Raw genomic sequence first — 25573 nt, forward strand, 5'->3', positions numbered from 1 at the left:
GAAAGGGGGCCCCTCAGGCGTACAGCTGGTCGACGAAGGCCGTGAGGTTCCCGTTGGCGCGGGCGATCTGTTCCTCGGCGGTCAGGCTCTCCTCGAACCTGCTGCCCGACTGCGGCACCTTCTTCCCCCGGACGTACAGGGAACACGCCAGGTCGGCGCACATGTACACGCCGACGGAGTTGCCCTCGCGGCCCGCCGCGCCGGCCTTGCGGGCCGTCATCAGGGAGACACCGCCGCCGCGATGGGTCGTCAGGCACACCGAGCACATGCTGCGGTGCTGGAACCCGCGCCGGACGGTCGGGAAGCGCAGCGCGATGCCCGCGAGGCCCTCACCGCGTTCGAGCACCAGGTAGCTACGGTCGGGCGCCCCGGGATCGCGCCAGCCCAGGAAGTCGAGGTCGTCCCAGGGGCGTTCGCCGAGGTCGCGGGGGATCGCCAGCCGCTTGGCCTCGCCCTTGGAGCAGTTGACGAAGGACGCGCGGATGTCCTGCTCGGTGAGGGGTCGCATCGGGAGGAGCCCTTCTGTTGTAGTCAATGACCTAGGGGGTCTAGGTTTCGCAGGACGAGGGTATAGAGGGCGGGCGTGCCGGGCCAAGCCGTTTTCCGCCTCCTCACCCCCCTCGGCTCCCTCCGCCCCTACTCCGAGCCGCTCCCGCGCACCCGGGGCGGCCACACGCCCGGCGCGAGCACGCCCAGGGCGTAGGCGCGGGCGACCAGCTCCGTCCGGTTCGACGCGTTCCAGCGGGCGGACAGACGGCGCAGGTGATAGGCGACACCGTCCCGGCTCAGGCCCAGCTCACGGGCGGCCCGGTCGGTCGTCGCGCCCCCGGCCAGCAGCGCCAGCACCGCGCCCTCCGCCGGGGTGACCTGCGCGGGCTCGGGGGCGGGCTCCGGCTCGGTCTCCCCGAGTACCCGGAGCATCACCAGCAGTGCCGGGGTCTCGTCCGTGGAGTCGCTCACCGGGTCGGCGGTCAGCTCCCCGTACCGCTCCGCCCCGCCGGGCGCGCTCCAGCTCACCGACACCTGGTAGCGCGAGCGGTGCCGCAGCCGCAGGGCCTCCGCGATCCGCTCCACCTGGGTGGCCTCCTGCGGCCGGAACAGCTCCAGCACGTCCCGGCCGCGCAGCCGCCCCGGGGTCGTACCGCACTCGGCCGCCATCGCCGGGTTGGCCAGCACCACCTGGCCGTACACGTCGCAGACCGCGACCGGGACCGCGACCCGGTCGAAGAGCGTCAGGGCCCGGTTGCGCCACACCACGGCATCCGCCTGACCCCAGTCCACGCCAGCCTCCCAGATGCCGAGCCGTACCCCGCCATCCAAGACGAAGACCCAGGTCAGCGGCAACTTCGGGGGAAGTCTGGGCCCCGTGCGCAAGAGGCCGGGCCGACTTTCCACTGCACGTTCGTGTAGTGGCCGGGCATGGGCGAGCCCCGCCGCTGGAGCAGGGTGGAAAACGCTAGTCCCGCCCCGCGAAAGGCAGTTGCCGCGCCATGCCCCCCACCGCACCGCACCCCGAGCCGACCGCGCCCGCCGGCGTACCGGTCGTCGACATCACCGCCACCGGGCCGACCCGCACCCCCATCCAGCAGGTCATGGAACTGATGCGGACCCACGGGACGGCGCTGGTGCGCCGCCTGCACGGGCGGGACGCGCTGTTCGTCGCCGACGCCGACCTGATCGCCGACCTCGCGGACGAGAAGCGGTTCGCCAAGCACATCGGGCCCGCGCTGGAGAACGTGCGCGCCTTCGCCGCCGACGGCCTGTTCACCGCGTACAACGACGAGCCGAACTGGGCCAGGGCGCACGACATCCTCATGCCCGCCTTCGCGCTCGGCTCGATGCGCGCCTACCACCCGGTCATGCTGAAGGTGGCCCGGCGGCTCATCGACGCCTGGGACGTCGCCGCCCGCGCCGGACAGCCGGTGAACGTCCCCGACGACATGACCCGCATGACGCTCGACACCATCGGCCTGGCCGGCTTCGACTACGACTTCGGCTCCTTCGAGCGCGCCGAGCCGCACCCCTTCGTCGAGTCGATGGTGCGCTGCCTGGAGTGGAGCATGACCCGCCTGGCCCGCGTGCCCGGCGGCGACTACTCCGCCACCGACGCCGCCTTCCGCAAGGACGCCGACTACCTCGCCGGTGTCGTGGACGAGGTCATCGCCGCCCGCACCGGCACCGACCAGAGCGAGGCCGGTGACCTGCTCGGGCTGATGCTCACCGCGGAGCACCCCGCCGACGGCACCACCCTGGACACCGCGAACATCCGCAACCAGGTCATCACCTTCCTCATCGCCGGGCACGAGACCACCTCCGGCGCGATGTCCTTCGCCCTGTACTACCTGGCCAAGCACCCCGCCGTGCTGCGCCTGGTCCAGCGCGAGGCCGACGCCCTGTGGGGCGACGACGCCGACCCCGAGCCGTCCTACGAGGACGTCGGCAGGCTCACCTACACCCGCCAGGTCCTCAACGAGGCGCTCCGCCTGTGGCCGACCGCCGCCGCCTTCAGCCGGGAGGCCCGCGAGGACACCCTGCTCGGCGGGCGCGTCCCGCTGCGCGCCGGGCAGGCGGTCAGCGTGCTGGTCCCGATGCTCCACCGCGAGCCCGTCTGGGGCGACAACCCCGAGCTGTTCGACCCCGACCGCTTCACCGCCGAGGCCGAGGCGAACCGCCCGGTGCACGCCTTCAAGCCCTTCGGCACCGGCGAACGCGCCTGCATCGGCCGCCAGTTCGCGCTGCACGAGGCGACCATGCTGCTCGCCATGCTGGTCCACCGCTACCGGCTGCACGACCACGCCGACTACGTGCTGGACATCAAGGAGACCCTCACCCTCAAGCCCGAGGGCTTCACCCTCACCCTGACCCCGCGCACCGACGCCGACCGCGTCCACGCCCCGCTGCCCGGCGCCTCGGCGGTGACGGCCGCCGACGACACCGACGCGCGGGCGCTGCCCGCCCGGCTCCGCCCCGGCACCGCCGCCCTCTTCCTGCACGGCAGCAACTACGGGACCTGCCGCGACTTCGCCGGACAGCTCGCCGACGAGGCCGCCGCCCTCGGCGCCCGGACCGAGGTCGCCCCGCTGGACGTCTACGCCGGCGGCCTGCCCACCGACCGGCCCGTCGTCATCGCCGCCGCCTCCTACAACGGCCGCCCCACCGACGACGCCATCGCCTTCACCGCCTGGCTGGAGGGCGAGCACGACCTCACCGGTGTCACCTACACCGTGCTCGGCGTCGGCGACCGCAACTGGGCCGCCACCTACCAGCACCAGCCCACCTTCATCGACGCCCGCCTCGCCGAGCTGGGCGCCACCCGCCTCACCGCGCGCGCCGCCGCCGACGCCTCCGGCGACCTCGCCGGCGCCGTCCGCGACTACACCGCCGCCCTGCGCACCGCCCTGCTCACGCAGTACGGCGACCCGGACGCCACCGCCCCCGCCGACGAGCCCGAGACCGCCTACGAGGTCCGCGCCCTGACCGGCGGCCCGCTGGACGCCCTCGCCGAGCGGCACGAGCTGGTCCCGATGACCGTCACCGAGGCGTACGACCTCACCGCGCCCGGACACCCGCGCGTCAAGCGGTTCCTGCGCGTCGCCCTGCCCGACGGCGTCACCTACCGCACCGCCGACCACCTCACCGTGCTCCCCGTCAACGCCCCCGAGACGGTGCGGCGGGCCCTCGCCGCGCTCGGCGCCGACCCCGACACCGTGCTCGACATCCGCGCCACCCGCCCGCGCCGCGACGGCCTGGCCGTGGACCGCCCGCTCACCGTGCGCGAACTCCTCACCCGGCACGTCGAGTTGCAGGAGCGGCCCACCGCGCGCCAGCGCGAGCTGCTCGCCGAGGCCAACCCCTGCCCGCCCGAGCGCGCCGCCCTCGCCGCCCTCACCGGCGACGACCCGCGCACCCTCCTCGAACTCCTGGAGGACCACCCCGCCCTGCGCGAGGCCCTCGACTGGCCCCGGCTGCTCGACCTGCTCACCCCGCTGCGCCCGCGGCACTACTCCATCTCCTCCTCCCCGGCCGCCGACCCGCGCCACGCCGACCTCATGGTCTCGGTGCTGGACGCCCCCGCCCGCTCCGGCAACGGCCGCTACCGGGGCACCGGTTCGGGCCACCTCGCCGGTGTGCGGCCCGGTGACACGGTGTACGCCCGGGTCCAGCCCTGCCGCGAGGCGTTCCGTACCGACACCTCCACCCCCGTCGTGCTGATCGCCGCCGGCACCGGGCTCGCGCCGTTCCGCGGGGTGGTCATGGACCGGGCGGCCGCCCGTGCCGAGGGTGCCGAACTCCCGCCCGCGCTGCTCTACTTCGGCTGCGACGCCCCCGACGCCGACTATCTGCACGCCGCCGAGCTCGGCGCCGCCGAGGCCGCCGGGGCCGTCTCGATGCGCCCCGCGTTCAGCGCGGCCCCCGCCGACGGCGTCCAGTTCGTCCAGCACCGCATCGCCGCAGAGGCCGACGAGGTCTGGGACCTGCTCGGCGCCGGGGCGCGGGTCTACGTCTGCGGCGACGGCTCCCGTATGGCACCGGGTGTCCGCGACGCGTTCCGCGCCCTGTACCGCGAGCGCACCCCCGGCGCGGACGACGCGGCCGCCGAGCTCTGGCTCGACACGCTGGTCGGCGACGGCCGCTACGTCGAGGACGTGTACGCGGCGGGCTGACGCGTCCTCGGCCCCGCCCCAGGGCCCTGGAAATCTCACAGCATGAAATAAGGGGGCCCGTGAAGTCGTGTCCGGCCTGTTCCGAGGGGTATGTTGCAGGTCGGGCACGGGTCGGAAGGGGCCACATGGCGGGGCGGAACGGGCGCACGGTACGCGATCTGAGGCGGGGCAACCGCACGGCCGTGCTGCACAGGCTGTACTTCGACGGCCCCCTCAGCCGCTTCGAGCTGGGCCCGGCGACCGGGCTCAGCTCCGGCTCGGTGAGCAACGTCGTCGCGGACCTCATCGCGGACGGACTCGTGGAGGAGGCCGGCAGCGTCGACTCCGACGGCGGCCGCCCCCGCACCCTGCTCCGGGTCGCCCCGCACAGCGGCCAGATGATCGGCGTGGACGTCGGCGAGACCCGCGTCCGCGTCGAGCTGTTCGACCTGGCCCTGACCGAACTCGCGCGCGCCGAGCGCCCGTTGACCCGGCCCGGCTACGACGTGGACGACATCACCGGCCACATCCGGGACGGCGTCGCCCAGGTGCTGGCCGCCGAGGGCGCGCGACCCGAGCGCCTGCTCGGTGTCGGTGTCGGCGTGCCCGGCATCGTCGAGCACACCGCGGACCGGGGCGCCGTGGTGCACGGCCAGACCATCGGCTGGGACGCCGTCCCGCTGGAACGGCTGCTCCGCGCGACCGCCGGACTCCCCGACAGCGTGCCGTACTTCATCGACAACGGAGCCAAGACGCTCGGCCAGGCCGAGATGTGGTTCGGCGCCGGGCGCGGCGCCCGCAACGCCCTGGTGGTGCTCTTCGGCTCCGGCGTCGGCGCCTGCCTGGTCACCCCCGAGGTGGACAACGGCCGCGCCGTGGAGTGGGGGCACCTGACGGTACGGGTGCGCGGACGGCGCTGCCGGTGCGGGGCGCCGGGCTGCCTGGAGGCGTACGCGGGCGCCGAGTCGCTGCTGGCCCGCTGGCGCGAGGAGGGCGGGCGCCCGCCCGAGGGCACCGACGAGGAGACCGCGCTCACCGCCATGCTCGCCGCCGCCTACCCGTCCGGCGACGCGGAACCCGACCCGGTCGCGCTCGCCGTCCTGGAGGAGACCGCGGAGTACCTGGGCGCGGGCCTGTCCGACCTGATCAACCTCTTCCAGCCCGAGCGCATCCTCATCGGCGGCTGGGCCGGGCTCCAGCTGGGCACCCGCTTCCTGCCCGCCGTACGCCGCCACGCGGCCACCTACGCGCTGCGGCACCCGGCGGACCGGGTGACCATCGAGCTGGGGCGGCTCGGGCCCGACGCGGTGACCGTCGGTGCCGCCATCCTGCCGCTGGCCGACTTCTTCGGCCGGGGCGGCCGGCGCGCCGACCCGGCCCCCGAGGACCGCCCGCCCGCCTGGCGGGCCGCCTTGGACGAACGCGCCCCGCGCTGATCTGTGCCGACGTGCGCCGGCACACGAAGATGCCCCGGCCGTGACGGGGGAATCACGACCGGGGCGGTTCATCAGCGGACGGGGTCCCAGGTCAGGTCGGGCCCGCGTCCACGTCTGGTTCAACGGGCAACCACCGGGTGGCGTTCCCGGCGCCCGCAGTGATCCGGGTCACGTGCGGCACCGCCCGGTCAGGGCGCCGGTGTCCGCCCCTCGCGGGTCCAGGCCAGCAGCTCGTCCGCCGTCCAGGTGTTCACGACCCGCCCGGCCGGGACCCCGCACTCCTCGGCGCGGGCGCAGCCCAGGATCTGCCAGTCCAGCTGGCCCGGAGCGTGCGCGTCGGTGTCGACGGAGAACAGCGTCCCGGCGGCCACGGCCTCGCGCAGCAGGCGCCTCGGGGGGTCCAGCCGCTCCGGGCGGCTGTTGATCTCGACGGCGGTGCCCGCCTCGGCGCACGCGGCGAACACCTCCCCGGCGTCGAACGCGGACTCGGGACGCCCGCGCCCGGTGATCAGGCGTCCGGTGCAGTGGCCCAGCACGTCGGCGTGCGGGCCGGACACGGCGGCCACCATCCGCCGGGTCATCGCGGCGGCGTCCATCCTCAGCTTGGAGTGCACCGAGACCACCACGACGTCCAGCCGCTCCAGCAGCTCCGGCTCCTGGTCCAGCGTGCCGTCGTCCAGGATGTCGCACTCGATGCCGGTGAGTAGCCGGAACGGCGCCCAGCGCTCGTTCAGCGCCTCGATCAGGCCGAGCTGCTCGCGCAGCCGCTCGGGGGAGAGGCCGCGGGCCACGGTCAGGCGGGGGGAGTGGTCGGTGAGGACCGTCCACTCGTGGCCCAGCGCGGCCGCCGCCCGGCCCATCTCCTCGATGGAGCTGCCGCCGTCCGACCAGTCCGAGTGGGTGTGGCAGTCGCCGCGCAGCAGAGCCCGCAGCTCCTCGCCGCCGTCCGCCGTCAGCGGGCCCCCGGTGTCCTCCTCCAGGGAGCTGAGATAGGCCGGGGTCCGCCCGGCCACGGCCTCCTCGACCACCCGCGCCGTCTTGGGGCCGATGCCCTTCAGTGTCTGCAGGGTCCCGGCCGAGGCGCGGCGGGCGATCTCGTCCCCGGGGAGGTCCCTCAGCACGCGCGCGGCGGTGCGGAACGCCCGCACGCGGTAGGTGGGCGCGAGCGAGCGTTCCAGCAGGAAGGCGATCCGGTCCAGCGCCGCGATCGGTTCCATGGCCACCTCCCGGCTCCCGCGCGGACCTCCAGGGTTGCCCACGGCGGCACCCGCCGCACGGCGGCGGCCCGGACGGCCCGTGCGGACGAGTCGTCCGCACCTGTCCCGTTCTAGGCTCTAAGACATGACCGAACAATCTGCTCCGTACCTGTCCAATCCGCGCATCCGGGTGCTCGGGGTCTGTCCGGGCAAGCCGGGGGCGCCGCCCTTCCGGATCATGGAGATCGACGGCGAGGTGATCGGAGAGGTCACGTCCATCACGGGGGTGCTGGAGGCCGCCGCCGCCCGCGGCATCGTCATCCACGATCTGGACGACCCCGACGTGGTCCGCTGGGTCGGCGGCGACAAGTTCACCTGGCGGGTGCGCGGCGGCGCCCGCCGGGGTCAGGGCTGACTACCCCACCGTCCACTTCTGGGCCGCGGTGCCGTTGCAGGTCCAGAGCTGGAGCCGGGTGCCGTTGGCCGAGTTGGCGCCCGTCACGTCCAGGCACTTGTTCGCCTGGGGGTTGACGATGTCGTTGGCCGAGGAGACGACCCACTTCTGGTTGGGGCTGCCCGCGCAGTCCCACAGCTGCAGCGGCGTGCCGTCCGCCGTGCCGTTGTCCTTGAGGTCCAGGCACTTGCCGAGCGCGCGGATCGTGCCGTCCGAGCCGACCGTCCACTGCTGGGCGGCCGAGCCGTTGCAGTCGTAGAGCTGTACGGGGGTGCCGTTGGCCGAGTTCGCCGCAGCCACGTCCGCGCACTTCCCCGCCAGGCCCCGTATGGCCTTGCCGCCGGTCGAGCCGCCGCTCGTGGTCACCGAGACCGAGTCCACCACCAGTTGCGCCGGGAACTGGGTCGAGCCGTCCGGGTCACCGGGCCAGTAGCCGCCGACGGCCAGGTTGAGGATCAGGAAGAAGGGCTTGTTGAACACCCACGTCCGCCCGCCAAGGTCGGCCGGGGTGCGCCGCTGGTAGACGTTGCCGTCCACCGACCAGGTGATGGAGTCCGGCGCCCAGTCGACGGCGTAGGTGTGGAAGGCGTCCGCGAACGCCTGCCCGTTCGGCAGCGAGTAGCCGGCGCCTATGCCGCCCGAACCCGAGTAGCCGGGGCCGTGGATGGTGCCGTGCACGGTGGAGGGCTCGAAGCCGACGTTCTCCATCACGTCGATCTCGCCCGAGTCCGGCCAGTTGACCGGGGTGCCCAGCATCCAGAACGCGGGCCACATGCCCTGCCCGCGCGGGATCTTCATCCGGGCCTCGACGTGCCCGTACTGCGCGTTGAACTTGCCCGAGGTGTTCAGCCGGGCCGAGGTGTACTGGCAACTTCCGTACCAGCACTGGTAGTTCGCCGGGTTCTCCCGCTTGGCGGTGATGACCAGGTGGCCCTGGCCGTCCAGCGCGGCGTTCTTGGTGCCCGAGGTGTAGTACTGCCGCTCGTGGTTGTTGACGTTGTCTCCGGTCTCCAGCGTCCACTTGGAGCCGTCGACGGCCGAGCCCGCCGGGCCGTCGAAGGAGTCCGAGAACGTCGCCGCCGCGACGGCCGGACCGGCGGCCGTGTCGGCCCTCGCGGGACCGATGGCCGCCGAGCCGACCAGCGCGGCGGAGAGAGCGGCAAGGAGGCATCTGCGGAGCAGGCGTGGGGATGCCATGACTCTCCGTTTCACATGGGGGGAGTGACGCCTCTTGTTGTAGAGATCGGGACCGGGGTCGTCAATAGCTTGGTACAGACCAGTGACCGGCCGTGCGGCCGGACCACCGCCGGACGCTCACTCCTCGACGGTCTTGGGACGCCGCGCGTGCACCGCCCGCCCCAGCCGGCGCCCCAGGAGCAGCCAACCCAGCAGCGCGCCCGTGGTGTTGAGGATGACGTCGTCGATGTCGAAGGCCCGGCCGGTGATCAGCGCGCCCTGGGTCAGCTCCACCATCAGCATCACCAGTCCGGTGAGGAACAGGACCTGGAGCACCCCGCGCGCCCGGGGCGCCAGCACCGGCACCAGGATGCCGAACGGCACGCCCAGCAGGACGTTGCCGCCGATCTGCTTCAGGGTGTCCCGCACGGTCCCGTAGTCGAAGTACGCCTTCAGCGAGTTGCCCGGCCGCATGTTGCTGTGCGTCAGTGCCTCCGACGCGGGCGACGGCTCCAGGGTGATCCGGGCCAGCGCGATGGCGAACGCCACCATGAAGATGAACGCCAGCAGCATGATCGGCAGCCGGATCGGCAGCGGCAGCGGCCGGTGCGCCGGCGCCGCCGGGACCGGCTCGGCGACCGGCTCCGGCTCGGTCTTCTCCAGGCGCTCCCGCCGCCAGGGGGTGCGCAGTACGGTCGGCAGGCGAAGGGCGGTACGGGCCATGCGGTGATCCTCCAGTCGTGAACATCCCCGTGAGAAGCGGCGAATGCCCCGGCAGCGGCCGGTGATGCCGGACCGGGCGCGGGTTTTTCAGGAGCCGTACGACACGCGTACGTCCTTGAAGCCGAGGGAGCGCAGCAGGCCCTGGAGCATGCCGGTGGTGTTGGACTCGGCGCGCGTGGTCAGCTCGCTGTCCCGGGCGGCCTCCCCGATGTGCTTGACGGCCAGCTTCTGCACCGCCTGCTCGCCGTTGGGGTTGTCCGAGAACAGGTCGCCGAGCCGGTCGAGCAGACCGCGCTGCTTGGAGACCGCGTAGGAGCGGTCCGGGTCCAGCGCGGGCTTGCCTAGCTGGGCGTGCGGCAGCTTCAGGGTGGCGGAGGTGCGGTCCCCGTTCACCGTGACGTCCTTCTCGCCGACCCGGCCGAGGTCCACATAGGCGTCCACGGTGCCCGCGCCGACGTACAGCGTGCGCGAGCCGCGCAGCGCGTCGGGCAGGTACTTGGCGTCCTTCTCCAGGTCCACGACCACCTGGAAGTTGCCCGAGGCGGCGTCGTAGCGGCTCATGTCCTGGATCGACTGGAGCAGCGCCGGCCCCGAGCGGTCACGGGACTCGGTGCCGAACAGGTCCTTGATGCCGGGCAGCACGGCCAGCCTGATCCCGGCGAACAGCAGCACCAGCACCAGGGCGATGCCGCCCAGCACCTTGGCCCACACCGGCACCCGCCGGGGCCGCCTCTGGACCGAAGTCGTCCTGTCGGCCGTAGTCGTCTTTTCCACGGTTCTCCCTTCCCCCTCCACGGATGCCCGCCAAGTAGACGAACAGACAAGCGAGTTGACCATCCCCCGCCGCTGACGTACGTACCCCTGCCGCTTCCGTACGAGACCCGCCACGCCCGGCGTCCGGGCCGGGAGACAGGCGGCCGATAGCATGGCCGCCCAGCCCGTATCGATCATGCGAGGAGCGGATCGTGCGAGACATCGCCGTCTTCAGCGGCAGCGCCCACCCCCGGCTGGCCGAGGAGGTCTGCGCGCATCTGGGCGTCACCCTCAGCCCGGCCCGGGTCAGCCGGTTCGCCAACGACTGCCTGGAGGTGCAGCTGCGGTCCAACTGCCGCGAGCGGGACGTGTTCCTGATCCAGCCGCTGGTCAGGCCGGTGCAGGAGCACCTGGTCGAGCTGCTGATGATGTGCGACGCGGCCCGCGGCGCCTCGGCGGCCCGGATCACCGTCGTCATGCCGCACTACTCCTACGCCCGCTCCGACAAGAAGGACACCCCCCGCATCTCGCTCGGCGGGCGTCTCGTCGCCGATCTGCTGGTCGCCGCGGGCGCGAGCCGGGTGCTCACCATGACCCTGCACGCCCCGCAGGTGCACGGCTTCTTCTCGGTGCCGGTCGACCATCTGCACGCGCTGCGTGAACTGGCCGCGCACTTCCGGCAGTACGACCTGACCCGCACCACCGTCGTCTCCCCGGACCTCGGCAACGCCAAGGAGGCCGCCGCCTTCGCCCGGCTGATCGGCGCGCGGGTCGCGGCCGGGGCCAAGCAGCGGTTCGCCGACGACCGGGTGAGCATCAGTTCCGTGATCGGCGACATCACCGGCCGGGACGTGATCGTGCTGGACGACGAGATCGCCAAGGGCAGCACGGTCCTCGAACTCCTGGACCGGCTGCGGGAGCTGGGGCCGCGCTCGATCCGGGTCGCCTGCACGCACGGCCTGTTCGCCGCCGGCGCCCTGAAACGGCTGGGCGAGCAGCCGGACGTGCTGGAGATCGTCTGCACCAACACCGTGCCGGTCCCGGAGGAGGAGCGCACCGACAAACTCCGGGTGCTGTCCATCGCCCCCGCCCTGGCCGAGGCGGTCCGGCGCATCCACGACGGGGAATCGGTCAGCGCGCTCTTCGAGCAGCCGGCACAGGAGTGATCAGCGCCTGAACCGCGGCACCGCCGTCAGGTGCCGCCGGGCCCGCTCCGGGCGGGGGAGTCCAGGTGGCGGGCCGTCATCAGGCGGCAGAAACCCATGATGGTCTCCTGCGGGCTGATGCCGGTGGGGCCCGGCAGGACGCTCGCGTCGCACAGCCGCAGGTTCGTGAAGCCGTGCGGGCGTCCCTGGGAGTCGCACACCCCGCCGAGGGCGGCCGGGCCCATCCGGCAGGAGGCCATGGCGTGGACGGAGATCAGGTCCCAGGTCTCGGGCCGGCCGCGCAGCGCGAAGTCGGCCGCCTGCGCGGCACTGGTCAGGCGGGCGGGCGCGGGCGGGAGGAGCTCGACCGCACCCGCCTCCAGGAGCAGCTCGGCGGTGCGCCGGAAGGCGGACCTCAGGAGATCGCGGTCGCCTTCGGTCAGGCGGTGACGCAGCACCGCGCCGAGGCCGGGTACCGCCGACAGCCGCGCGGTGCCCTGGACGCTCACCTGGGTCGTGTAGACCGCGATCCGGTCCATCTGGGCCAGCATCCGGTCCACCGTCCCGGCGGGATGGGCCGCCAGGGCCGCGGCGAGCGACCCCGCGCTCAGGTTGGCGGGCATCACCAGCACCCCCCGGTCGGCGAACTCCTGCATCTGCGCCGTGAAGATGGTGCCCTCGGCGGCGCGCACGGACTCGTCGAACCTCGCCACCGTGCGGAAGTTGACATGGAACGCGAGGGACCGGCCCGGAGCGCGACCGCCGATCCCGCTGCGCCGCAGGAGCAGCGCGCTGCCGACCGGGCCCGCCGCCAGGAACACCGTCCGCGGCAGATAGCGCAGGCGCCGGCCGTCGCGCACGGCGTGCACGGCCGTGACCCGGGTGCCGTCGTGTTCGAGCCGGACGACCCGGGTGTCGGGCTCGACGACCGCCGCGAGCCGTTCGGCGGCGGGCAGATAGCTCACCAGCATGCTCTGCTTGGCCCCGGTGGGGCACCCGGTGACGCACCGGTTGGCGTGCCGGCAGCCGCGTACCGCCCGGTGGGCCGGTGACCAGCGCCACCCGAGGCGGTCGGCGGCCCGGGCGAGCAGAACCGAGTCGCGGTTTCCGCCCCCGGGCTCCTGGGCGACGACGCCGAGGCGCCGTTCCACCTCGGTCAGATGGGGGAGGAGGTGGTGGGCCCGGAAGCCGTCGACGCCGGCGGCCGCCCAGCGGTCCAGCAGGCGGTCCGGGGGACGCCAGAGCAGACCACCGTTGACCACCGTGGTCCCTCCGACGCACCGCCCCTCCCCGAAGGGGATGGTGGGCGAGCCGTGGATGGGTACCAGACCGCCCTGGCGGTAGAGCAGCCGCAGGTTCTCCGGCGGGGACGCCCGGGTGATCCGCGCCTGGGAGACACGCGGGCCCTCCTCCAGGATGAGCACTTCCCGGCCGGCGGCGGCGAGTTCCAGGGCCGCCGTGCTGCCCCCGGCTCCCGAGCCGATCACCAGCGCGTCGCAGCGGACGGTGCGTGCCGTACGGGTCATCGGGGCTCCCGGTGTGGAGTGGGGGAGGGGCCGTCCAGCGCGCCGTACAGGGCCAGCGTGCTGGTCGTCCTGAGGAGTTCGGCGCAGCCGGGCACACGGGAGAGCCGGTCGGCGACGCGGCGCGGACGGCCCCGGTCCGCGCCCCGGAACGGGGCCGGCGGGTCCGCGAGGACGACGGCCACCGGGAACAGCCCCAGCAGCGAGGCGAACACGAAGCGGTAGGGCCGCGGCAGACCCGCCAGGGTCGCGGCCGTGTGCCGGACCGCGGCCGCCTGGCGGGACGGCTCGGACAGGGCCGCGCAGCGTCCCGCCCACAGCGCCGGGAGCCCGGCGGCGCGCACCCGCCGTTCCCAGACGCGCACGCGGCGGTCCTGGCGCGCGGTACCGGTTCCGTCGTCGGCGGCGGGCGCTGCGGGACGGCTCGGCCGCGAGTTCACGCGAGGACCTTCTCCCTGGCCAGGCCGGCCAGCAGACGGGGCATCCCCTGGGCGAGCGTCGCGTCCAGTGCCCCCAGGAACAGGTCGACGTCGGAGTCCTCGGCCACCAGCGGAGGCGCGGCGATCAGCGGAAGGCCGTGGTTGGAGCCGTAGTAGGTGAGCACGCCGTGATCGCGGTAGAGGGCGGCGACCACGGCGGCGGTGGCCAGCTTGGCCCGGGCCTGCGGGTCACGGGCGAAGGAGGTCGGCAGCAGGCGCAGCGCGCGGTCGAGGGCGGCCGGACCGTGGCGCAGGGTCACCCCGTGCAGCGCACCGGCGCCGCGGACCTCCGCGACGAGGTGCGGGTGGGCGGCGGCGAGGGAGGTGAGCCCCTGGTGCAGCCGCGCGCCGAGACGGCGGGCCCTGGCCGGGTAGTCGTCCTCGACGGCGATCGCCACGGCCTCCAGCGCGGTGACCGTCTCCTCACCGAAGCCGTAGTAGGTGGTGCTGTGCAGGGTCGCGTCGGGGAGCGAGTCGTAGGCCCTGCGGAAGACGGGCTCCCTGGCCACGTAGCCGGAGATGGACGCCTTGCCGCCGCCGAAGGACTTGGAGGTGGTCACCACGTCCGGGACCAGACCGGGATGGCGCATGAAGTGGAAGAGCGAACCCGTCCTTCCCCAGGAGGTGTAGACCTCGTCGAAGATCAGGACGATGTCGTGCTCGGTGCACAGCCGGCGTGCCTCGCGCAGGAACTCCTCCGGGCACTCGCGGAGGCTGGAGGCACTGAACGGCTCCAGCACCAGGGCGTAGACGTCGCTCGCCCCCTCCGGCGTGGTGTGCCGTTCCAGGGCCAGCCTGAGGGAAGCCAGGTCGCCGAAGGCGAAGCTGTCCGTGCCGGGGATCTTCGGGAAGGTGAAGTGCACCTCCGGAGACGTGGTGAGACTTCCGGCGCCGAGCAGTTTGCCGTGGAAGGCGATGTCGGTGTGCAGGACGGTGCCGCGATGGCCGCGGTGGTACTTGTAGGCCATCTTCAGGGCCCCCTCGACGGCCTCCGCGCCCGAGTTGGGGAAGTAGCTGACGTCGAGGTCGGCGGGCAGCAGCTGCGACAGGTTGTGGCCGAGTGCCGCGACGTACGGTGAGAAGTAGTTCTTGTGCACCTCCATGCGCCGCCGTTCCTGGAAGCGCCGGCGGGCGGCCAGGATGCGGGGGTGGTTGTGGCCGTGGTTCAGGACGCCGATCCCGCCGGTGAAGTCCAGGACGCGCCGGCCGTCGCGCAGGGTGATCCAGCAGCCCGAGGCGCTGTCCACGGCCTCGCGGCCGAAGCCGAAGGCGGAGAGCAGGGTCACCTGGCCCCGGCTGACATGACGGCGGTACAGCTCGTGCACCTGCTCGACGGGCATGCGCTCGCAGTCCTCGGTGCTGATCAGGTGGCTCATGGCGTCCCCTCCTCGGGGCCGGGCCGCGGCCCCGGGGAGGGGGCCGTGCGTATCCGGTCGGCGATCAGGCGGCCGGCGTGCCGCCCCTGCCGTATGGCGTAGTTGGTGCCCCGGTCCTGGGGGTAGACCTGGGCCATGCCGGCCAGGCAGAGCCCCGGCAGATCGGTCTCCATCGCCGGGATGCGGTCGGAGTAGCGCGGGGTGATGACCGGCTGCGCGTGATCGGCCCGCCAGACGTGGTGGCGCCGGACCCAGTCGCGGTGGAAGCCCGGGAACATCCGGCGCAGGTGCGGAAGGCTGGCCTCGAACACGGCGTCGTCGTCCATCCGGTACAGCTCGGCGCTGGTGGGCAGATAGGCCGACAGGTAGACCAGGTGCCGCCCGGCGTAGGCGTCGGAAGCCTCCAGGTTGGTGTGCTCGATGACGCCGACGTACGGGAAGGACGGGTCGGTGACGTTGAGCCAGTAGGTGTCCGACAGCGGCCGGTCGTTCTCCAGCACCAGGCACAGATTGGCGAGGTAGGGGATGGCGCCCAGCCGTCGCCGGACGGCGGGCACGTCCGGATGAGGCGGTGATCCCTCCGCGTCCGGGGCGAGGAGGCCGGCGAGCAGGCCCGGTGCCGTGGTGGCCAGGACCCGGCGCGCGGGCAGTACGCCGTGGTCGGTGCGGACCCCGCACACCCCGTGGCTGTCGGTGAGGACCTGCCGCACCGGGGTGTCGGTGCAGATCCGGACCCCCAGCCCGGACAGCCGGGAGACCCAGGCGTCCAGCAGGGCGGCCGAGCCCCCGCGCAGGTAGTAGAGGACTTCACGGCCGCTGTGCGACCGGCTGCCCCCGCGCAGGTGGAGCTTGGTCCACATCCAGGTGGCACCGACCTCGGACGCGTACTGGCCGAACTTCCCCTCCAGCAGCGGGCGCCAGACCGTCTCGTAGACCTGCGGACCGCTCAGCGACAGCAGCCATTCGCGGGCCGTGAGCTCCTCCAGGTCCCGCCAGTGCTTCACCCGGCGGGCACGCACCGCGGACCAGCCCAGCCGGATGCGGTCGGGCAGCGGGAGAGGGGCGAAACGCAGCACGTCCCAGGGGCTGGACAGCCGGAACACCGAGTTCGCGTAGTACACGCCGGTCCGGGTCCGGTGCGGCTGGAGCAGGTGGGAGCAGCCGAGGTCCGCGCACAGCCGCTGGATCTCCAGATCGGAGGAGAACCAGTGATGGTAGAAGCGTTCGAGTCTGGCTCCCTCGACCTCGAACGACCCCGCCAGGCCGCCGACGTACGGCTCGGACTCCAGGACCCGGCAGGGCACACCGGCCAGGGCGAGTTCGTGGGCCGCGGCCAGCCCGGTGAACCCGCCGCCGATCACCAGGACTTCGTCCTCCGGCGCCCCGCCCGCCGGACGGCCGTTCCGCGCCGCCGTACCCGGCACCAGGCCGCTCACGAGGCCGCCGCCCGGCCCTCGTGACCCGCCGGGCCGGAGGGGACGCGGGCGGGCGCGGGCTCCGCGAGGGTGGCGGTCCGCGCGGCCCGCGCCGCGGAACGGCCTGGCACACTCTGGCGGACCAGGTAGGAGGGACGACCGCGCGTCTGGTCGTACTCCTGGAGCGCGTAGTCCGCCAGCACACCGAGGCACAGGAGCTGGACGCCCAGCGCCCAGGTGCCCTGCGGCGCCTTGTGGCCGGTCAGCGAGCCGGTGACCGCGGCACCCAGCGCCGCGCCCGCTGCCAGCACCGGAAGCCGCGCCGGGAAGGCGGAGCAGCTCATCAGCGCCCGGTGCGCCAGGCTGAGCTGACGGCGGACACCGTACTTGGACGTTCCCGCGGGGCGCGCCCGGCGGACGTACTCCACCGTGGCCTCGGGGAAACCGGCCCAGCTGATCTGGCCGCGCAGGAAGAGCCCGCGTTCGGGAAGCGTGGCGACGAGGTCGACCACACTGCGGTCCAGCAGCCGGAAGTCCCCGGTGTCCCTGGCCACCGGCTGGTCGGCCAGCATGTCCAGCAGCCGGTAGAAGACGTAGGCGGAACCGCGCTTGGACCAGGACTCCCCCTGCCGGCAGGTCCGCTTGGCGGACACCACGGGCCAGCCCTGCCGCCACCGCCCCACCAGTTCGGGGACGATCTCGGGCGGGTCCTGCAGATCCGCGTCGATCATGATCACGGCGTCGCCGACCGCCTCGCGGAGCCCCGCCAGCAGTCCGCACTGGTGGCCGAAGTTCCGGCTGAAGCGCACCAGATGGACCCGCGGGTCATGGGCGGCCAGCTCCCGCAGCACATCCCAGGTCCGGTCCGTGCTGCCGTCGTCCACGAGCACCAACTCGTGGTCGCAGTCGGGCAGATGACCCAGAACGGCGGTCAACCGCTCGTAGGTGCTGGGGAGAACGTCCTGTTCGTTGAAACAGGGCACCACTACGCTGATCAGAGACCGTGAGCCGGTCCCCGGGGTCGTGCTGCTCTCGGGCATCGCTGCTCCTTTCACGGCCTCCGGTGGCCGTCGCGCACAGAGGCGGCAGGCGCGGGCGGCACGGGGCCGGGCCGTGCGGGCGCGGGAGGCGGCACGGGCCGGGCCACGGAGGCGTCGGAGGCGTCCTCTGCCCTGCCGCGCGGACATGCGGCGGCCGAGGTGCTCCGGTCGATCACTGAGGGGTGGGGGGAGAGAGGCGGTCACCGCTGTGCGAGAGGGGTGATCACCGAGGTGGGGGGCGTCTCGCGGGAGGAGACGCCGCCGCGCGGGGAGGGCATCGGAACCTCTGCCGTCGGATCCGGCCCTCAGAGGACCGTAGCACCGCGCCTGCCTCTCGGCACGCGGAGCGCTGACCTGCCGGTTCCGGCACGGACCGGCTCCGGTTGCTCCGGCCGTCGGGCAGCCCACATCATCGTGTCTGGAACCGGCCGAGGCCGGTGGCCACGGGGGTCCGAGGAGGAGCCGGTGGCCACGGGAGCCCGAGCAGGAGGGCGACAGCCGATGGACGCCATGCCAGAGCAGCCGCTGCGATACGCCGTCGGACTGCCCAACAGACGCGAGTACGCCGATCCCCGCCTGCTCCGCGAACTGGGGGTGCTGGCCGAACAGTCCGGCTGGGACGGCCTCTTCCTCTGGGACGGCCAGGTCGCGGAACACCCGGGCGAGCACGTCACCGACTCGTGGACCACCCTCGCCGCGATCGCCGCCGACACGGAACGGCTGCGGCTCGGGGTCATGGTGAGCGTGCTCGCCCTCAAGCGCCCCGCCGAGGTCGCCCGTGCCACGGTCGCACTCGATCTGCTCAGTGGCGGGAGGCTGGTCTTCGGCGCCGGTCTGGGGTCCTCCGCCGCCGAGTTCGAGGCGCTGGGGCACGATCCGGACCCACGGGCGCGCGCGGAGAAACTCGACGAGGCCCTCCATGTCCTCGACGGGCTGTGGACGGGCCGGCCCTTCACCTTCCGGGGCCGCTGGTTCACCGTCACGGACCAGGAGTTCCAGCCGGTGAGCCCCCAACGCCCCCGTGTTCCGGTGTGGATCGCCGGCACCTGGCCCTCGCGGCGCCCCATGCGGCGGGCCGCGCACTGGGACGGCGTCTTTCCCACGCGGGCCGGGGTAGGCCACACGCAGATGATGCCTCCGGCCGACCTGGAGGAAGTCGTCTCCTACGTCCGCGCCCAGCGAACCGTCGCGCACGGGCCGTTCGACGTCGTGATGGAGGGCCAGACCTCCGGGGTGCGGCGGGACGCCGACGCGGCGGTCGTCGCCCCGTACCGGGCGGCCGGGCTCACCTGGTGGGTGGAGAAGCTGGGCTGGTTCCGGGGCCCGGTCGAAGCCGTCCGCGCCCGGATCGGTTCCGGACCTCCCGCACCCGCCGGCGGGTGAGCCGGTGCCGTCCGGGACGGCGGGACGGCCAGGGCCCGGGCCAGTGGAATCGTCCCTTATGATTCATGGCGGCCGTGAGGCTGTCACTCGTCTCCGTACGCGGCTCCTGCGGAACGGCAGGCCGGGGCAGGCCGGCCGGGATCGCGTGATCGTCGGTGTGCGCCCCGGTGGCGTGGGCGCGCGCAGCCCGCCGGCCCGCGAGACAGAAGCCCCCAGGGAGAACGAGGTATGCCGGTGATCTGCGTCGGAGGCATGATCGGAATCGGCAAGACGAGTGTCGCCGAACTGCTCGCCAAGGAGCTGGGCAGCCACGTCTTCTACGAGAGCGTGGAGGACAACCCGATCCTCCCGCTCTTCTACACGGCGAGCCCCGAGGAGATCCAGGCGAAGCGCTACCCCTTCCTGCTCCAGCTGTACTTCCTCCAGACGCGCTTCGCCGCGATCAAGGAGGCGTACAAGAAGCGCGACAACGTCCTGGACCGGTCCATCTACGAGGACTGGTACTTCGCCAAGGTCAATCACGAGCTGGGCCGGATCAGCTCCCTCGAGATGCGGGTGTACGAGGGGCTGCTCGACGAGATGATGCGCGAGATCGACGGCCTGCCGTACCGCAAGGCGCCCGATCTCATGGTCTACCTCAAGGCGGACTTCGCGACGGTGATGTACCGCATCGGGCTGCGGGGCCGTGACTTCGAGCAGGACGCGGACCTCGTCGAGTACTACCGGACCCTGTGGTCCGGCTACGACGACTGGGTGCACAAGCACTACTCGGCCAGCGATGTCCTGGTCATCGACATGGACCGGACCGACGTGGTGAACAACCCCGAGGACGCGGCCCGCGTGGTGCGGGAGGTCAGGGACGCTCTGGCCTCGGTGGGGTCTGCCGCCTGACCGGGTGAGGGCACCGGCACGCGCGCGGTCAGCGCTCCCGGTCGCCGCCCATCGCCCGCAGGGCCGCCTCCAGCGTCGGGTGCGCGGGCAGGACGGCGGTCAGGCCCGTGACCGCCAGGACGCGCAGGGTCAGCGGGTGGACGCAGACCAGCTGGAGTCGGCCGCCGCGTTCCAGGACGCGGTGCCGGGCCCGGTTCACCAGGCGCAGCCCCGAGCAGTCGAAGAACTCCACGGGGCGCAGGTCCAGCACGACACGGGCGTGTTCGCGGCCGGTGAGCCGGTCCAGCAGGGGCGAGATCTTCGCCGCCGAGGCGATGTCGATCTCACCCCGTAACTCCAGCACGGTGTGTCCCCGCTCCTCGCGCACCCGCAGATGCCGCGTGGGCGGGCCCGCTTCCTCCCGCACGACGGCACCCCCTCCCACCCGCGCCCGCGGCACACCCGCGCCGCCCGGCAGCCCAGCTTCGACAGGAGGAATTTGAGCATGTTCGCTTGACATATGTCTTCGGGTTTGACGCAGCCGGTTCGAATTTGTGTGATTGTGATCGGCCACCGTCGTCCGGGCCCCGAGGCCGCCCGGGTGGGTCAGCGCTTCGCCGTGGCCGTGTGCTGGTACGGCCAGGTGCCCGTGGAGCGCGCCACCGCCTTGGCGCGGGTACGGTCCACCACGCTGCGGGCCACCGCGAAGATCGCGCCCTGCACCGCCGCCGCCAGCAGGATCTCGCCCCAGCCGCGGTCCGGGTCCAGCGGGTCGGGCGCCTCCTCCTCGTGCCGGATGACCATCCACGCCTTGCGGAACGCCAGCCCGGCCAGCGCCCCGCCGGCCCAGCTGATCGCGAAGCCGACCGGTTTGTGCAGGAGGGGGGCCTTCACCTTGCTCGTGTTCGTGCTCTTCTTCGCCATGTGTCACTCCTTCCTCACCGGGCCCGTGTCCTCCCCCCGACGGCCCGCGACCTCCCCCGTCCGGGCCCGTGTGATCCTCCCGGCCGGGGGCAGTCGGCGTCAGGTGAGCGCTACTTCCCAGGAACAGAAGCCGGCCGCACCGGCCGGTGACAGCGGCGGCCGGGGCGCCGCCGAGACCGACGGCCACACCCGCGTCACCGTCCTCGTGGCCCTCGCCGCGAATCTGGTGATCGCCGTCGCCAAAGCCGTCGGCGGGATCTTCGCGGGCTCGCCCGCCCTGCTGTCGGAAGCCGCGCACTCCGTGGCCGACAGCCTGAACGAGGTCTTCCTGCTGGCCGCCCTGCGCCGCAGCCGCCGCCCGCCGGACGCCCGCCATCCCTTCGGCTACGGCAAGGAACGGTTCTTCTGGTCCCTGCTGGCCGCCGTCGGGATCTTCGTCATGGGCGGCTGCTTCTCCTTCTTCCAGGGCTTCGAGGCGATCCAGGGCGGTGGCGAGGAGAAGTTCAGCGGCTATGTCGCGGGCCTCGCCGTGCTCGGTGTCGCCTTCGTCGCCGAGGGGCTCTCCCTGGTCAGGGCGGTACGCCAGGCGCACCGGCAGGGCGACGGCGTCGGCGACGTGCGCGACCCCGCGCTGCGCACCGTGCTCGCCGAGGACGGCACGGCGGTGCTCGGCGTGACCTTCGCCGCCGTCGGTATGGTGCTGCACATGCTGACCGGCGACGCGGTCTGGGAGGGCTGCGCCTCACTGGTGATCGGCGCGCTGCTGGTCTACGTCGCCTACCGGCTCGGCCGCGACGCCCGCGACCAGCTCATCGGCGAGGCGGCCGACCCGGAGCTGACCGGCCGGATACGGGAGCTGCTGAAGGCCCAGCCCGAGATCGACAGCGTGGAGGCGCTGTTCACGATGAAGACCGGGATCGACTCCGCCCTCGTCGCCGCCCGCGTCGACCTGGCGCCGGGCATGGACAGCGAGGAGGTCGAGGAGGTGGCCGTCCGCATCAAGCGGTCCGTCGCCGAGATGTTCCCCGACGCCGGACAGATCTTCCTCGACGTGACCGACCGCCGGGCGGCACAGGAGAGCCCCGCCGCGACGGGGGAGCGCGGCGGGGCCTGACCCCCAGGTGCCCTGCGGGGGACGGTTCACACCCCTCGTGCGCGAGGCGTGTGAACCGTCCCCCGGCGGCCGTTCAGCTCGCGTCGGCGGGCTCCAGGACGAAGACCGGGATCTCCCGGTCGGTCTTCTCCTGGTAGTCGGCGTAGGGCGGGTAGGCCGCGACGGCCCGCTCCCACCACTTCGCCTTCTCGTCGCCCCGGACCTCGCGGGCCCGCATCCCCTGCCGCAGGGGACCGTCCTGGAGCTCGACCTCGGGATCGGCCTTGACGTTGAAGTACCAGACCGGGTGCTTGGGCGCACCGCCCACGGACGCGACCACCGCGTACTTCCCGTCGTGCTCCACCCGCATCAGCGGCGTCTTGCGGATCTTGCCGCTGCGGTTGCCGCGCGTGGTCAGGATGATCACCGGGAGCCCGGTGTCGAGCAGGGTCGTGCCCTCCTTCCCGCCCGAACTCTCGTACAGCTCGACCTGATCGCGCACCCACCGCTCCGGGCTGGGCTCGTACTCGCCCTCAAGAGGCATGGCTTCGTCCCCTTCGTCGTCTTGAACGGGTTCACTCCACGCGGTCCACCGCAACACCGGGGGCCGCTCCCGTCATCCGTACCGCGCACTGTCTGCGCCATGCGGGTGAACAGCCGGATCTCGCTGTTCTTCCCGGCGAGGGGTGGCCGAAAAGGGTCGTACACGACCACACTGGGAAGACCGATGTGCGTCGGACGGTCTGATTCCGGTGCCCGGACACCTCCGAAGGGCGCGTTTCTTCGGCCAGATCCCAGGGGTCGCCGATCTGGCCGAACTTGGCATCGCCCTATAGGTGCCCCGGGCATCTAATGAAGATCGGTACGAGGCACCTCTTCGTCTGCGAGGTCTATCCATGACGGAACTTACGGACACCACCGGCCCGGCGACGACGGCGGACCCTGTCGCCTTCCCGCAGGACCGCACCTGTCCCTACCACCCGCCCACCGGGTACGGCCCGCTGCGCGAGGGGCGGCCGGTCTCCCGCGTCACCCTGTACGACGGCCGGGAGGTCTGGGCCGTCACCGGCCACGCCGCCGCCCGCGCGCTGCTCGCCGACGGCCGGCTCTCCAGCGACCGGCGCCGCCCCGAGTTCCCCATCCCCACCGCCCGGTTCGCCGGCGTGCGGGACCGCAGGGTCGCCCTGCTGGGGCTGGACGACCCCGAGCACCAGATCCAGCGGCGGATGATGATCCCGTCGTTCACGGTCAAGCGCGCGGCCGCGCTGCGGCCCGCCATCCAGGAGATCGTCGACGACCTCCTGGACGAGATGACCGAGCGGGGCCCCGGCGCCGAGCTGGTGTCGGCCTTCGCGCTGCCCGTGCCCTCCATGGTGATCTGCGGCCTGCTCGGGGTGCCGTACGCCGACCACGAGTTCTTCGAGGCGCAGTCCCGCAAGCTGCTGCGCGGGCCGACCGCCGAGGACAGCCAGGCCGCGCGGGCGGAGCTGGAGAGCTACCTCGGCGCGCTCATCGACGCCAAGGCCGCCCACCCCGAACCGGGCGAAGGCGTCCTGGACGACCTGGTCCACAAGCAGCTCCGGGAAGGCGCGCTGGACCGGGCCGAGCTCGTCTCGCTCGCCGTCATCCTGCTGGTCGCCGGGCACGAGACCACCGCCAACATGATCTCCCTCGGCACCTTCACCCTGCTCCAGCACCCCGAACGCCTGGCCGAGCTGCGCGCCGACCCCGCGCTGCTGCCCACGGCGGTCGAGGAGCTGATGCGGATGCTGTCCATCGCGGACGGCCTGCTCCGGGTGGCCGTCGACGACATCGAGATCGAAGGGGTCACCATCCGGGCCGGGGACGGCGTGATGTTCTCCACCTCGGTGATCAACCGCGACGACTCCGTGTACGCGGACCCCGACGCCCTCGACTTCACCCGCTCCGCCCGCCACCACGTCGCCTTCGGCTTCGGCATCCACCAGTGCCTCGGTCAGAACCTGGCGCGCGCGGAGCTGGAGATCGCCCTCGGCTCCCTCATCGCCCGGCTGCCGGGGCTGCGCCTCGCGGTACCGGCCGAGGAGATCCCGTTCAAGCCCGGCGACACGATCCAGGGGATGCTGGAACTCCCCGTGACCTGGTAAGAGGCTGCTCGACATGCACACCGACATCGAGATCGACAAAGACCTCTGCATCGGAGCGGGCCAGTGCACCCTGGCCGCGCCGAGCGTCTTCACCCAGGACGACGACGGGTACAGCACCCTGCTGCCCGGCAGCGAGGACGGCGCGGGCAGCCCCATGCTCCGCGAGGCGGCCCGCGCCTGCCCGGTCGGCGCGATCACCGTGACCGAGAGCTGACCGCTGTTCAGGAGGGCTTGTAGGGTTTCCCGGTGACCGAACCCGCCGGGAAACCCTTCCTCTACGTCGTCGTCTGCGCGGCCGGAGTCGCCTCCGGTGTCGGGGTGCTGATCGCCGAGGCCCGGGAGCGGGGCTGGGAGGTGGGTGTGATCGCCACTCCGGCCGCGATGAACGGCTTCTTCGACGCCGCCGACGCCGAGTCCCGTACCGGCCGCCCGGTCCGCTCCGCCTGGCGTTCCCCGGCCGACCCGCGCCCCTTCCCGCCGCCGGACGCGGTGGTGGTGGCCCCGGCGACCTTCAACACCGTCAACAAGTGGGCGGCTGGTATCGCGGACACCCTGGCCGTCGGCACGCTGTGCGAGGCGCTGGGGCTGGGCGTGCCGATCGCGGTGCTGACGAGCGTGGGCGAGGCGCTGGCGGTCCATCCCGCCTACGGGGAGAGCCTGGCTCGGCTGCGCACTCTGGGCGTACGCGTCGACGAGGGGCGGGCGCCGGGCGGGTTCGCGTGGACACGCGGGCTGGAACTGCTCGACCGCCCCTGAGGTCTCAGCCCGTCCGGCGTACGTACCCCGCCTCGTCCGGTGTGGAGACGTCCAGGTCGCGGCGGACGATGCTCAGCCGCGCGCCCCAGCCTGACAGCGCCTTGCGGAGGCCGGCGTCGGTGTACTCGATGTCCAGCACCCGGTCGTCGAAGGCGCGGGCGTACACCCCGCACTCGTCGTACTGGCCGCACTCCTCGGACACCGCGAAGTCCAGCCCCGCGGCCTCGCGTTCGCCGGCCAGCTCCGGGGTGTTCTTCTGGCCGACGGCCAGGTGCCGGGCGTGCGCGTGCCGGGTGAGCAGGCGCATGAACGCGGTCGCGTCGGCCGGGGTGAGCAGGTGCCGGGAGCGGGTGTAACTGTCGTAGTTGTCGGGCTCGACGGCGTCGTAGCCCTTCTCCGCGCAGCCGTCGATCCAGCGGTTCACCCGCCGGGCCACCCGTTCCCGCTTGGCCGGGGTGCCGATGTCGAGCAGGGGCTCGTCCCACTCCTCGTCGACGACGACGCGGCCCGCGCGGTCGCGCAGCAGCAGGTCGGCGGGCCAGTCGGCGCGCTCCTGCGGCTGGGCCTGGAAGGCGTTGACGTAACAGACGTTGTACAGGCCCCGCGCGGGGGAGTCGGCGCGGTCGCGGGTGACGACGCGGACCCCGGCGGGCGGGGGATAGGCGCCGCCGATCTGGTAGTCGAACCCCGCGTGCCCGGGCGGCAGTCGTGGGCCGGGTGAGGCCGGTTCCTCCGTGCCGCAGCCGGTGAGAGCAACGGTGAGGGCGAGCAGCGCGGCGGCCGCCCCGGCGCGCACCGCGGTCCGGCCCGTCGGGCGCATCCCACCCGTTCTGATCGACACGGCATGATCCAACCGAGCGGACTTGGATGCCGTCAACTCCGCCCCCTCGCCCGCCACGGCTCCGGTCCTGTCGCCGTGGCGAACTCTCCCCCCTGCCCCCTCGTCCCCCTGCCCCCTCGGGATCGGCTAGGGCCTTTCTTCCGGATCAGGCCGGCTCGGGCCGACGGCGCCTTGTCGGCCGACCCGAGCGGGGTCTGGTGCGTGCGGCTGCAAGGCGGAGG

General features: G+C 73.0%; 25 protein-coding genes. 10 read left to right on the plus strand and 15 right to left on the minus strand.

The genetic code is table 11. The features are described from left to right. Window positions 1–13: 13 nt before the first annotated feature. Together ABZ898_RS07425 and ABZ898_RS07430 are read right to left on the minus strand one after the other, a co-directional pair. Window positions 14–508 carry an FBP domain-containing protein gene (locus tag ABZ898_RS07425; protein WP_361653785.1) on the minus strand — a complete coding sequence of 165 codons (495 nt, stop codon included), beginning with the start codon at window positions 506–508 and terminating at the stop codon, window positions 14–16. Between the two features lie 128 nt (window positions 509–636). Beyond that, a complete protein-coding gene (locus ABZ898_RS07430) occupies window positions 637–1281 on the minus strand; it encodes a PAS domain-containing protein (RefSeq protein ID WP_361653787.1) in 645 nt (214 codons plus the stop codon). Window positions 1282–1490: 209 nt separating this feature from the next. Here ABZ898_RS07430 and ABZ898_RS07435 point away from each other — a divergent pair, with 209 nt between their 5' ends. Both ABZ898_RS07435 and ABZ898_RS07440 read left to right on the plus strand, forming a co-directional pair. Then, window positions 1491–4664 carry a cytochrome P450 gene (locus ABZ898_RS07435; protein ID WP_361653789.1) on the plus strand — a complete coding sequence of 1058 codons (3174 nt, stop codon included), beginning with the start codon at window positions 1491–1493 and terminating at the stop codon, window positions 4662–4664. A 125-nt stretch (window positions 4665–4789) separates the two neighbouring features. Beyond that, entirely contained in the window at window positions 4790–6079 is a 1290-nt protein-coding gene (locus ABZ898_RS07440; RefSeq protein WP_361653791.1) for an ROK family transcriptional regulator, read from the plus strand. Between the two features lie 188 nt (window positions 6080–6267). Here ABZ898_RS07440 and ABZ898_RS07445 read toward each other — a convergent pair whose 3' ends face one another. Continuing rightward, window positions 6268–7296 (minus strand): PHP domain-containing protein, encoded by a 1029-nt coding sequence (locus ABZ898_RS07445; protein ID WP_361653793.1) that lies wholly within the window; start codon window positions 7294–7296, stop codon window positions 6268–6270. A 124-nt stretch (window positions 7297–7420) separates the two neighbouring features. Here ABZ898_RS07445 and ABZ898_RS07450 point away from each other — a divergent pair, with 124 nt between their 5' ends. After that, window positions 7421–7690 (plus strand): hypothetical protein, encoded by a 270-nt coding sequence (locus ABZ898_RS07450; RefSeq protein ID WP_361653795.1) that lies wholly within the window; start codon window positions 7421–7423, stop codon window positions 7688–7690. Here ABZ898_RS07450 and ABZ898_RS07455 read toward each other — a convergent pair whose 3' ends face one another. The 3 genes from ABZ898_RS07455 to ABZ898_RS07465 form a co-directional block, all read right to left on the minus strand. After that, on the minus strand, window positions 7691–8926 hold the full coding sequence (locus ABZ898_RS07455; RefSeq protein ID WP_361653797.1) for a family 16 glycosylhydrolase: 1236 nt from the start codon (window positions 8924–8926) through the stop codon (window positions 7691–7693). It lies immediately after the preceding gene. 117 nt (window positions 8927–9043) lie between these two features. Next, the gene (locus tag ABZ898_RS07460) at window positions 9044–9628 is read right to left on the minus strand and encodes a VanZ family protein (protein ID WP_361653799.1); all 585 of its coding nucleotides are present in this window, start codon (window positions 9626–9628) and stop codon (window positions 9044–9046) included. 87 nt (window positions 9629–9715) lie between these two features. Further along, a complete protein-coding gene (locus ABZ898_RS07465) occupies window positions 9716–10402 on the minus strand; it encodes a DUF4230 domain-containing protein (RefSeq protein WP_361653801.1) in 687 nt (228 codons plus the stop codon). Window positions 10403–10593: 191 nt separating this feature from the next. On the opposite strand from ABZ898_RS07465, the gene ABZ898_RS07470 reads away from it, so the two are divergent. Further along, window positions 10594–11547 carry a ribose-phosphate pyrophosphokinase gene (locus ABZ898_RS07470; protein ID WP_361653803.1) on the plus strand — a complete coding sequence of 318 codons (954 nt, stop codon included), beginning with the start codon at window positions 10594–10596 and terminating at the stop codon, window positions 11545–11547. A gap of 26 nt (window positions 11548–11573) precedes the next feature. Here ABZ898_RS07470 and ABZ898_RS07475 read toward each other — a convergent pair whose 3' ends face one another. Genes ABZ898_RS07475 through ABZ898_RS07495 form a run of 5 tightly spaced genes read right to left on the minus strand, consistent with a single transcriptional unit; the run spans window position 11574 to window position 17359 of the window. Then, a complete protein-coding gene (locus tag ABZ898_RS07475; protein WP_361653805.1) occupies window positions 11574–13052 on the minus strand; it encodes a GMC family oxidoreductase in 1479 nt (492 codons plus the stop codon). Continuing rightward, window positions 13049–13489, minus strand: a complete 441-nt coding sequence (locus ABZ898_RS07480; RefSeq protein WP_361653807.1) for a hypothetical protein — start codon at window positions 13487–13489, stop codon at window positions 13049–13051. The genes ABZ898_RS07475 and ABZ898_RS07480 overlap by 4 nt, the downstream gene beginning before the upstream one ends. Next, window positions 13486–14904, minus strand: coding sequence for an aminotransferase class III-fold pyridoxal phosphate-dependent enzyme (locus tag ABZ898_RS07485; RefSeq protein ID WP_361653809.1), 1419 nt, complete (start codon window positions 14902–14904; stop codon window positions 13486–13488). Before ABZ898_RS07485 ends, ABZ898_RS07480 begins: the two co-directional genes overlap by 4 nt. Beyond that, window positions 14901–16340: an NAD(P)/FAD-dependent oxidoreductase gene (locus ABZ898_RS07490; protein WP_361653811.1), complete on the minus strand. Its 1440-nt coding sequence runs from the start codon at window positions 16338–16340 to the stop codon at window positions 14901–14903. Before ABZ898_RS07490 ends, ABZ898_RS07485 begins: the two co-directional genes overlap by 4 nt. Then, complete coding sequence (locus tag ABZ898_RS07495) at window positions 16337–17359, minus strand: glycosyltransferase family 2 protein (RefSeq protein WP_361653813.1); 1023 nt, start codon at window positions 17357–17359, stop codon at window positions 16337–16339. The genes ABZ898_RS07490 and ABZ898_RS07495 overlap by 4 nt, the downstream gene beginning before the upstream one ends. A gap of 501 nt (window positions 17360–17860) precedes the next feature. On the opposite strand from ABZ898_RS07495, the gene ABZ898_RS07500 reads away from it, so the two are divergent. Then, on the plus strand, window positions 17861–18742 hold the full coding sequence (locus ABZ898_RS07500; RefSeq protein ID WP_361653815.1) for an LLM class flavin-dependent oxidoreductase: 882 nt from the start codon (window positions 17861–17863) through the stop codon (window positions 18740–18742). Between the two features lie 228 nt (window positions 18743–18970). Then, window positions 18971–19633, plus strand: coding sequence for a deoxynucleoside kinase (locus ABZ898_RS07505; protein ID WP_361653817.1), 663 nt, complete (start codon window positions 18971–18973; stop codon window positions 19631–19633). Between the two features lie 28 nt (window positions 19634–19661). On the opposite strand, the gene ABZ898_RS07510 is transcribed toward ABZ898_RS07505, so the two are convergent. Then, window positions 19662–20039 carry an anti-sigma factor antagonist gene (locus tag ABZ898_RS07510; RefSeq protein WP_361653819.1) on the minus strand — a complete coding sequence of 126 codons (378 nt, stop codon included), beginning with the start codon at window positions 20037–20039 and terminating at the stop codon, window positions 19662–19664. 179 nt (window positions 20040–20218) lie between these two features. Next, complete coding sequence (locus tag ABZ898_RS07515; protein WP_361653821.1) at window positions 20219–20536, minus strand: DUF4235 domain-containing protein; 318 nt, start codon at window positions 20534–20536, stop codon at window positions 20219–20221. A 103-nt stretch (window positions 20537–20639) separates the two neighbouring features. Between ABZ898_RS07515 and ABZ898_RS07520 the strand changes: the two genes are divergently transcribed. Further along, a complete protein-coding gene (locus ABZ898_RS07520) occupies window positions 20640–21650 on the plus strand; it encodes a cation diffusion facilitator family transporter (protein WP_361653823.1) in 1011 nt (336 codons plus the stop codon). A gap of 73 nt (window positions 21651–21723) precedes the next feature. Here ABZ898_RS07520 and ABZ898_RS07525 read toward each other — a convergent pair whose 3' ends face one another. Continuing rightward, on the minus strand, window positions 21724–22173 hold the full coding sequence (locus tag ABZ898_RS07525; RefSeq protein WP_361653825.1) for a nitroreductase family deazaflavin-dependent oxidoreductase: 450 nt from the start codon (window positions 22171–22173) through the stop codon (window positions 21724–21726). A gap of 352 nt (window positions 22174–22525) precedes the next feature. On the opposite strand from ABZ898_RS07525, the gene ABZ898_RS07530 reads away from it, so the two are divergent. From ABZ898_RS07530 to ABZ898_RS07540, 3 genes are read left to right on the plus strand one after another with little or no spacing between them, the layout of a single operon-like run. Then, window positions 22526–23755, plus strand: coding sequence for a cytochrome P450 (locus ABZ898_RS07530; protein ID WP_361653827.1), 1230 nt, complete (start codon window positions 22526–22528; stop codon window positions 23753–23755). A 13-nt stretch (window positions 23756–23768) separates the two neighbouring features. Continuing rightward, window positions 23769–23969: a ferredoxin gene (locus ABZ898_RS07535; RefSeq protein WP_361653829.1), complete on the plus strand. Its 201-nt coding sequence runs from the start codon at window positions 23769–23771 to the stop codon at window positions 23967–23969. Between the two features lie 32 nt (window positions 23970–24001). After that, window positions 24002–24511 carry a flavoprotein gene (locus ABZ898_RS07540; protein WP_361653831.1) on the plus strand — a complete coding sequence of 170 codons (510 nt, stop codon included), beginning with the start codon at window positions 24002–24004 and terminating at the stop codon, window positions 24509–24511. Between the two features lie 4 nt (window positions 24512–24515). On the opposite strand, the gene ABZ898_RS07545 is transcribed toward ABZ898_RS07540, so the two are convergent. Next, on the minus strand, window positions 24516–25331 hold the full coding sequence (locus ABZ898_RS07545; protein ID WP_361653855.1) for an endo alpha-1,4 polygalactosaminidase: 816 nt from the start codon (window positions 25329–25331) through the stop codon (window positions 24516–24518). Between the last annotated feature and the right edge of the window lie 242 nt (window positions 25332–25573).

The organism is Streptomyces sp. NPDC046860, assembly GCF_040645115.1.
Taxonomy (GTDB): domain Bacteria; phylum Actinomycetota; class Actinomycetes; order Streptomycetales; family Streptomycetaceae; genus Streptomyces.

Excerpts from the sequence above, each read along its gene's own strand:
- ABZ898_RS07460 (WP_361653799.1), bottom strand. The coding sequence starts at position 9,628 with ATGGCCCGTACCGCCCTTCGCCTGCCGACCGTACTGCGCACCCCCTGG.
- ABZ898_RS07500 (WP_361653815.1), top strand. The coding sequence starts at position 17,861 with ATGGACGCCATGCCAGAGCAGCCGCTGCGATACGCCGTCGGACTGCCC.
- ABZ898_RS07475 (WP_361653805.1), bottom strand. The coding sequence starts at position 13,052 with ATGACCCGTACGGCACGCACCGTCCGCTGCGACGCGCTGGTGATCGGC.
- ABZ898_RS07440 (WP_361653791.1), top strand. The coding sequence starts at position 4,790 with ATGGCGGGGCGGAACGGGCGCACGGTACGCGATCTGAGGCGGGGCAAC.
- ABZ898_RS07445 (WP_361653793.1), bottom strand. The coding sequence starts at position 7,296 with ATGGAACCGATCGCGGCGCTGGACCGGATCGCCTTCCTGCTGGAACGC.
- ABZ898_RS07455 (WP_361653797.1), bottom strand. The coding sequence starts at position 8,926 with ATGGCATCCCCACGCCTGCTCCGCAGATGCCTCCTTGCCGCTCTCTCC.
- ABZ898_RS07525 (WP_361653825.1), bottom strand. The coding sequence starts at position 22,173 with ATGCCTCTTGAGGGCGAGTACGAGCCCAGCCCGGAGCGGTGGGTGCGC.
- ABZ898_RS07515 (WP_361653821.1), bottom strand. The coding sequence starts at position 20,536 with ATGGCGAAGAAGAGCACGAACACGAGCAAGGTGAAGGCCCCCCTCCTG.
- ABZ898_RS07505 (WP_361653817.1), top strand. The coding sequence starts at position 18,971 with ATGCCGGTGATCTGCGTCGGAGGCATGATCGGAATCGGCAAGACGAGT.
- ABZ898_RS07485 (WP_361653809.1), bottom strand. The coding sequence starts at position 14,904 with ATGAGCCACCTGATCAGCACCGAGGACTGCGAGCGCATGCCCGTCGAG.
- ABZ898_RS07450 (WP_361653795.1), top strand. The coding sequence starts at position 7,421 with ATGACCGAACAATCTGCTCCGTACCTGTCCAATCCGCGCATCCGGGTG.
- ABZ898_RS07535 (WP_361653829.1), top strand. The coding sequence starts at position 23,769 with ATGCACACCGACATCGAGATCGACAAAGACCTCTGCATCGGAGCGGGC.
- ABZ898_RS07545 (WP_361653855.1), bottom strand. The coding sequence starts at position 25,331 with ATGCGCCCGACGGGCCGGACCGCGGTGCGCGCCGGGGCGGCCGCCGCG.
- ABZ898_RS07435 (WP_361653789.1), top strand. The coding sequence starts at position 1,491 with ATGCCCCCCACCGCACCGCACCCCGAGCCGACCGCGCCCGCCGGCGTA.
- ABZ898_RS07425 (WP_361653785.1), bottom strand. The coding sequence starts at position 508 with ATGCGACCCCTCACCGAGCAGGACATCCGCGCGTCCTTCGTCAACTGC.
- ABZ898_RS07495 (WP_361653813.1), bottom strand. The coding sequence starts at position 17,359 with ATGCCCGAGAGCAGCACGACCCCGGGGACCGGCTCACGGTCTCTGATC.
- ABZ898_RS07530 (WP_361653827.1), top strand. The coding sequence starts at position 22,526 with ATGACGGAACTTACGGACACCACCGGCCCGGCGACGACGGCGGACCCT.